6 protein-coding genes are annotated in these 6,277 nt (G+C 47.5%); all 6 read left to right on the top strand.

What is annotated here, in order from left to right; all coding sequences use genetic code 11:
- Positions 1-363, top strand: a 363-nt coding sequence (locus B3180_RS13305; RefSeq protein ID WP_286845027.1) for an Lrp/AsnC ligand binding domain-containing protein, incomplete at its 5' end; no start/stop codon positions are given.
- A gap of 82 nt (positions 364-445) precedes the next feature.
- Positions 446-2,821, top strand: coding sequence for a DNA translocase FtsK (locus B3180_RS13310; RefSeq protein ID WP_286845029.1), 2,376 nt, complete (start codon positions 446-448; stop codon positions 2,819-2,821).
- A gap of 4 nt (positions 2,822-2,825) precedes the next feature.
- A complete protein-coding gene (gene lolA, locus B3180_RS13315) occupies positions 2,826-3,428 on the top strand; it encodes an outer membrane lipoprotein chaperone LolA (protein WP_199494983.1) in 603 nt (200 codons plus the stop codon).
- A 59-nt stretch (positions 3,429-3,487) separates the two neighbouring features.
- Positions 3,488-4,774, top strand: coding sequence for a replication-associated recombination protein A (locus B3180_RS13320; protein ID WP_278358829.1), 1,287 nt, complete (start codon positions 3,488-3,490; stop codon positions 4,772-4,774).
- Positions 4,767-5,156 (top strand): fluoride efflux transporter CrcB, encoded by a 390-nt coding sequence (gene crcB, locus B3180_RS13325; protein WP_278358705.1) that lies wholly within the window; start codon positions 4,767-4,769, stop codon positions 5,154-5,156. Before B3180_RS13320 ends, crcB begins: the two co-directional genes overlap by 8 nt.
- Before the next feature lie 7 nt (positions 5,157-5,163).
- Positions 5,164-6,277: serine--tRNA ligase (gene serS, locus B3180_RS13330; RefSeq protein ID WP_286845032.1), on the top strand; the 1,114-nt coding region annotated here is incomplete at its 3' end.

Genomic DNA, 6,277 nt, shown 5'->3' on the forward strand with positions numbered 1-6,277 from the left:
ACCCGTCTCGAGCGTGTTCGCAAGCTGGAGCGCGAACAGGTTATAGAAAGTTACCATGCTAAAATTAATCCTGCTAAATTAGGTGCTAACCTGATGGTTTTCGTTGAAATAACGTTGACCCGAACTTCCGCAGACGCTTTTGCGGAGTTTAGTGAGGCAGCACGAAAAACGGATGAAATTCTAGAGTGCCATTTAGTGGCGGGTGATTTCGATTTTCTGATAAAGGCACGAGTTCCCGATATGCGTGCATATCGTAAATTACTGGGTGAAACTTTGTTAATGATGCCCGGGGTTGATGAGTCACGAACTTATGTGGTCATGGAAGAGGTAAAACAGGAAAATAAAGTATTAGTAAAGGGGTAACATTAGGGCTGACATCCGCTACAATCATGCGGATACTAATGAATACCAATAATAATATTAACGAAGGCGCTGCAATAAGATAATGACAGGTGTACAAAGAGTTTTAGAAGCAGGGTTGCTAATAAGTGGTGCGCTAGCCATTTTCATTTTTTTGTCATTGGTGAGCTTTAACCCGGCTGATCCCAGTTGGTCACAAACAGGTTATGAAGGAAGCATACATAATGCGGGTGGAGCCGTAGGCGCGTGGGTGGCCGATGTCCTTCTATTTGCTTTTGGCTTTGTGGCTTATCTTATTCCTTTTGGCTTTGTCGGTGTAGGCTACTTATTATTCCGAAAAACCTACCAACTGCTGGAAATGGATTACCTGGCAGTCAGTTTACGTATGATTGGCGCAATGCTCGCGCTGATTGGCGCTTCTGCGCTGTCTTCCATTAACTTCGATGATATTTATTACTTTTCAGCCGGTGGCGTCATTGGCGACGTTATCGCCGCTTCATTACTGCCGTATTTGAATTTTGTGGGTACCACCTTACTGCTACTGACTTTCTTTTTTACCGGAGTAACCTTAGTTACCGGAATAAGCTGGTTACAGGTTGCAGACAAATTAGGTGAGTGGGTTATCGACGGTGTTTTATGGCTGATAGAAAAAGCAAAAGTTCTATGGAATAGCCGAGGTAGCACAGAAGCATCAGATAGTGAAAATGACGAAACCTACAATGAAAAGCGAGAGCAAGCGCTGGAAGAAAAAAGCGCTTCGAGCTTAAACAGCGACTTATTTGGCGCGGATAAACAAGAGCCGGTATTGAGCCTGCCGTCGATAAACTCTGTCGATGATGAGCATGATGAGAGTGGTGCACCACGGTTCAGCAAACAAGCTGCGAAGAAAAAAACAAACAGTAGCGAACCGGCAACACCAAAAACAAAAGAGCCGGAAAGCGATGATGCAGACGAAGGCGAATTACTTCCTCCTTTACCGTCGATAGAGCTTCTGGACCGGCCAAACAAAAAAGACAACCCCATTACCCAGGAAGAACTTGATCAAGTTTCACGTACGGTTGAAACCGTATTAAAAGAGTTTGGCGTTGATGTTCGTGTAGCCCACGTTCAGCCGGGACCTGTTATCACCCGGTTTGAGCTGGACTTAGCGCCGGGGGTTAAGGTTTCGAAAATATCGAATTTAGCAAAAGATATTGCTCGTACGTTGTCCGCTGTTGCAGTGCGGGTAGTTGAGGTTATACCCGGTAAGTCTTATGTGGGGCTGGAGCTTCCGAATAAGCATCGCGAAATCGTACAGCTGAGTGAGGTGATCAACAGCGACCAATTCACGAACAGCGACTCGCCACTGACAATGATTTTAGGTAAAGACATTGCGGGTAAACCTGTGGTTGTGGACTTAGCTAAAATGCCGCACCTCCTGGTCGCAGGTACGACAGGTTCAGGTAAGTCCGTTGGTGTCAACGTGATGATTCTGAGCTTGCTTTATAAGAGCACACCGGAAGATGTCCGACTCATTATGATTGACCCGAAAATGCTCGAGTTGTCTGTCTACGAGGGTATTCCACACTTGCTGACAGAAGTTGTGACCGACATGAAAGATGCGGCAAACTCTTTACGCTGGTGTGTCGGCGAAATGGAGCGTCGTTATAAGTTAATGTCAGCATTAGGTGTGCGTAACTTAAAAGGCTATAACGCCAAAGTTAAAGCGGCAGAAAAAGCCGGCGAACCGCTGCGGGATCCTATCTGGAAACCGGGTGACTCTATGGATGAGTTGCCACCGGTGTTAGAGAAGTTGCCAAACATAGTTGTTGTCATTGATGAATTCGCCGACATGATGATGATTGTTGGCAAAAAAGTAGAAGAGCTTATTGCTCGCATAGCTCAAAAGGCCCGAGCCGCTGGTATCCATCTTATTTTGGCAACACAGCGCCCGTCAGTGGATGTTATTACTGGTTTGATAAAAGCTAACATCCCAACCCGTATTGCGTTTCAGGTGTCCTCCAAAGTGGACTCTCGTACTATCCTTGACCAACCGGGGGCAGATCAGCTTTTAGGTCAGGGTGACATGCTCTATTTACCGCCGGGAAGTGGTTCTCCGGTTCGTGTTCACGGAGCCTTTGTTGATGATCACGAAGTGCATGCCGTGGTTAAAGACTGGAAGAAACGCGGTCGACCAAATTATTTGGAAGAAATACTGTCCGGCGACCAGGGTGAAGAGGGTTTACTGCCGGGTGAGCAACAAGAAATGGATGACGCAGAGTCCGATCCGCTTTATGACGAAGCTGTTGCTTTCGTGACCGAAACTCAACGAGTATCTGTGTCCAGTGTACAGCGGAAATTCCGTATTGGTTATAATCGCGCTGCACGCATTGTCGAACAAATGGAAATGTCCGGTGTCGTAACCAGTGCCGGTAACAATGGCCAGCGCGAAGTGTTGGCCCCAAGAACTCCAAGGGATTAAATTCATGAAAGCAGTTGTATTTACCATGATTATGGCCGTTTCTTTTAGTGCATTTGCTTCAGAGTCTGAGTCAGATAAGCATGAGTTACAGAAACTCCTGAAACAAACGCAAAGCCTATCTGCCGACTTTCAGCAAAGGGTGAGAGACGAGCAGGGCAGTGTATTGCAAAACCTTAGTGGCACATTAAAGCTAAAGCGTCCGGCAAGCCTTTACTGGCATACTAAAGAGCCGGATGAGAGTGTAATGATCGCTAATGGTACTAAGGTTTGGTACTACAACCCATTTGTCGAGCAAGTCACTGTCTATGCACAGCAGGACATGGTGGATGACAGTCCGTTATTGTTGGTGCTGGACAGCAATGGCAAGCAATGGGAAAACTATAGCGTGAGTTCAGAAGCAGGACGTTATTTCGTTGAGCATGAAACCAATGGTCGGAAGCTTGAGCTTCTTTTCTCCGATGAAAAGTTAAAAGAGATAACGATGGTTCAGGCACAAGGTGAACGCACCGAGTTGATGTTAAGTGACGTTGTTTTAAACGAAAGTATTGATGATGAGCAATTCGTTTTTGACGTGCCTGACGGCGTTGATGTTGACGACCAAAGTTAACTGTTGTGGCCAGCCTTGATTTAGACTTTCAGCCTGATTTCAAACCTCTTGCGGCGCGCATGCGTCCGCAAACTATTGAAGAGTATGTCGGGCAACAGCATTTATTAGCCCCCGGAAAGCCGCTGCGAGTGGCGGTTGAACAAGGTCATTTGCACTCAATGATTCTCTGGGGGCCTCCAGGTACCGGTAAAACCACCTTAGCTGAGCTCATCGCCACTACCGCCAATGCCACTGTCAGTCGTATCAGTGCGGTTACCTCCGGTGTAAAAGACATAAGACAAGCCATTGAAGAAGCAAAGCAGGTTGCCCAACAGCAGGGACGCCGAACGATTTTGTTTGTCGATGAGGTGCACCGTTTTAATAAAAGCCAGCAGGACGCATTTTTACCGCATATTGAAGACGGTACTATTGTGTTTGTTGGCGCGACGACAGAGAACCCAGGGTTCGAATTAAACAATGCGTTGTTATCACGTGCACGGGTTTATCGGTTGCAAACCCTGTCAAAAAACGATCTTGAAGTTGCTTTGGAGCGCGCGTTAAAAGATTCTGAAAGAGGGCTGGGGGACAGACAGCTTCAACTTGAAGGAGAGGCCAGAGCAAAGTTACTGGACTTAGCCGGTGGCGACGCTCGACGGTTGCTGAATTACCTTGAAGTAGTGGCCGACTTTGTTGAAAGCAGCAGCCAGCCTATAACACCTGAGCTAATTACCGCCGCTATTGGCGAAAAGGCAACCGCATTCGACCACCAGGGTGACCATTATTACGATATTCTATCGGCATTTCATAAATCGGTACGAGGCTCTTCGCCAGACGGTGCCTTATATTGGTACGCGCGCTTATTAACAGGCGGTGGTGACGCTCTGGTCATAGCACGTAGGTTACTGGCTATTGCCTCTGAAGATATTGGTAATGCTGACCCAAGAGCCCTGCAGTTAGCGTTAAACGCCTGGGATACGTATCACAGAGTAGGGCCGGCAGAGGGCGAAAGAGCCATAGCTCAGGCCGTTATTTATTGTGCTTGTGCCGCTAAGAGTAATGCGGTGTACAATGCGTTTAAAGGGGCACTCAGGGCGGCAAAAGAGCACAGCGACGCGCCGGTACCGGAACACCTACGCAATGCACCCACCAAAGTGCATAAAGAGCAGGGCTACGGTGCTGATTACCAATATGCGCACAATTACCCAAATGCTTATGTGCCCGGTGAACGTTATTTACCGTCAGAACTGGCAGAAGCGCAGTTTTATCAGCCCGAGCCGCGAGGCTTAGAAATTAAGTTGCAGGAAAAGCTGCGCTGGCTACAGGACATGGACGCTAAGTCAGACTGGAAAAGGGAGCCGGATGAATAACTTATTGCTGCATTTTTTCTGCGTAGCTGCCGGCGGAGCCATTGGCGCCTCGGGACGTTACGCTATTGGCCTTGGGATGCAATCATTTGGACTGCGGGCATTCCCTTTTGCGACGCTGACCGTTAACATATTAGGCTCTTTTTTATTGGGGCTGTTACTGGCGTATGGGCAACAACAATCCGTGTCAGAGACAACCCGCTTATTCCTTGGTGTTGGGGTTTTAGGGGCATTTACAACCTTTTCAACGTTCTCGGTTGAGGTTGTGACGCTTGCCAGCCAGGGCGAAATGCTAAAAGCCGCCTTACACATAGGCTTAAACGTAATTATCTGTATTGCTGCTGTTGTTGCAGCAATGATGTTGTACTCAACAACGGTTAAATAGGACACTCATGCTAGACGCTAAATACTTCCGTGAGGAATTAGACAATACCGCAGAAGCACTTGCTAAAAGAGGCTTCGACTTAGACGTTGCTAAACTCAGCAAGCTTGAAGAACAACGTAAAGAGGTACAGGTACGTACTGAACAACTTCAGGCTGAACGTAACAGTCGCTCCAAAGCGATTGGTAAAGCGAAAGCAGCGGGTGAAGATATACAGCCGTTACTCGATGCGGTGAGTGATTTAGGTGACCAGCTGGATAGCGCGAAAGAAGAACTTAAAGCGATTCAGGAAGAGCTTAACGACATTATTATGGGTGTGCCGAACTTACCGGCAGAAGAAGTACCACAAGGTAAAGATGAGAGTGAAAACCAGGAAGTATTAACCTGGGGTGAACCTAAGTCGTTCGACTTTGAAGTAAAAGATCACGTTGATCTTGGCGAAGCGTTAGCCAAAGGTATGGACTTTGAAGCCGCCGCGAAATTAACCGGGGCGCGCTTTGTTGTTATGCGTGGTGGTATTGCTCGTCTGCATCGTGCGCTGACTCAGTTCATGCTGGATTTACACACACAAGAGCACGGTTACCTGGAAACCTACGTGCCTTATATGGTGAATCAGGATTCTTTGCTGGGAACAGGGCAGTTACCTAAATTTGGTAAAGATTTATTCCACATTGAAGGCGAGTCACAAGACCAAATACCAATGTCATTGATTCCAACGGCCGAAGTACCGTTAACGAACCTATACCGTGACGAAATAGCCGACGAAGAAGAATTACCGCTTAAATTTACGGCGCATACACCGTGTTTCCGCAGCGAGGCTGGTTCTCATGGTCGTGACACCCGAGGCCTTATTCGTCAGCATCAGTTTGATAAAGTCGAGCTTGTCTGGCTAGTGAAACCTGAAGAATCAATGGACGCTTTAGAGCAACTGACTGGCCACGCTGAAACCGTGTTGCAAAAGCTTGAGCTGCCTTACCGTAAGGTACTGCTTTGCACAGGTGACATGGGCTTTGGCGCCGCTAAAACTTACGATTTAGAAGTATGGTTACCAGCGCAACAGGCGTACCGTGAAATCAGCTCTTGCTCAAATATGCAGGACTTTCAGGCACGTCGTATGCAGGCTC

Source organism: Idiomarina sp. UBA4206, assembly GCF_002383015.1.
Classification (GTDB): Bacteria; Pseudomonadota; Gammaproteobacteria; order Enterobacterales; family Alteromonadaceae; genus Idiomarina; species Idiomarina abyssalis.

Excerpts from the sequence above, each read along its gene's own strand:
- crcB (WP_278358705.1), top strand. The coding sequence starts at position 4,767 with ATGAATAACTTATTGCTGCATTTTTTCTGCGTAGCTGCCGGCGGAGCC.
- B3180_RS13310 (WP_286845029.1), top strand. The coding sequence starts at position 446 with ATGACAGGTGTACAAAGAGTTTTAGAAGCAGGGTTGCTAATAAGTGGT.
- B3180_RS13320 (WP_278358829.1), top strand. The coding sequence starts at position 3,488 with ATGCGTCCGCAAACTATTGAAGAGTATGTCGGGCAACAGCATTTATTA.
- lolA (WP_199494983.1), top strand. The coding sequence starts at position 2,826 with ATGAAAGCAGTTGTATTTACCATGATTATGGCCGTTTCTTTTAGTGCA.